Raw genomic sequence first — 733 nt, 5'->3', positions numbered from 1 at the left:
GGCGCGTTTACAACACATGCTGCAAGACAGCCAAGCGAAGCTAGTTTTAACACAGAGTAAATTACGCACTCAGTTAACCTCGCTCCTAAGCGGTGAAACAGAGTTAATAGCGTTAGATGAATCGTGGTCAGAGTATGATGGCACCGAGGATAACCTCAATGTAGCAGTGACACCTCAACACCTAGCTTATGTGATTTACACGTCAGGGTCGACAGGTCAGGCCAAAGGGGTTGCGATAGAGCATAACAGCGCAGTGGCGTTGATAAGCTGGGCGAAATCGGTGTATTCACAAGATTCCTTAGAGGGCGTATTGGCGGCGACGTCGATGTGTTTTGATTTATCGATTTATGAGATTTTTCAAACTCTGGGCAATGGCGGTAAAGTAATTCTGGTTGGGAATATCTTGTCGTTGCCAGAGCTGAAAAGTAAACACGATATACGACTAATCAACACAGTGCCTTCAGCGATGGAAGAATTACTGCGGTTGAATGCGATACCAGCGTCGGTGAAAACGATAAACTTAGCGGGTGAGCCACTATCAAACCGCTTGGTTGATAAGATTTACAGCATGACGGCGGTAGAAGATGTATATGATTTATATGGTCCATCAGAAGACACCACATACTCGACGTTTACCCGCAGAGTGGCGAATGGTCAGGCAAGCATAGGAAAACCGATAGCCAATACACAGGCTTACATTTTTGATGAGTACGAAAACTTAGCGCCGAAAGGG

General features: G+C 45.8%; 1 protein-coding gene. It reads left to right on the top strand.

From position 1 onward, the window contains the following. Nucleotides 1-733, top strand: a 733-nt coding sequence (locus L1070_RS20145; RefSeq protein WP_237126912.1) for an AMP-binding protein, incomplete at both ends; no start/stop codon positions are given.

Source organism: Pseudoalteromonas sp. MMG022 (genome assembly GCF_021654245.1).
In the GTDB taxonomy this organism is placed as follows: domain Bacteria; phylum Pseudomonadota; class Gammaproteobacteria; order Enterobacterales; family Alteromonadaceae; genus Pseudoalteromonas; species Pseudoalteromonas amylolytica.
Note: the sequence above shows the minus strand (reverse complement) of the source record. Positions and strands in the feature narration are given on the sequence as shown.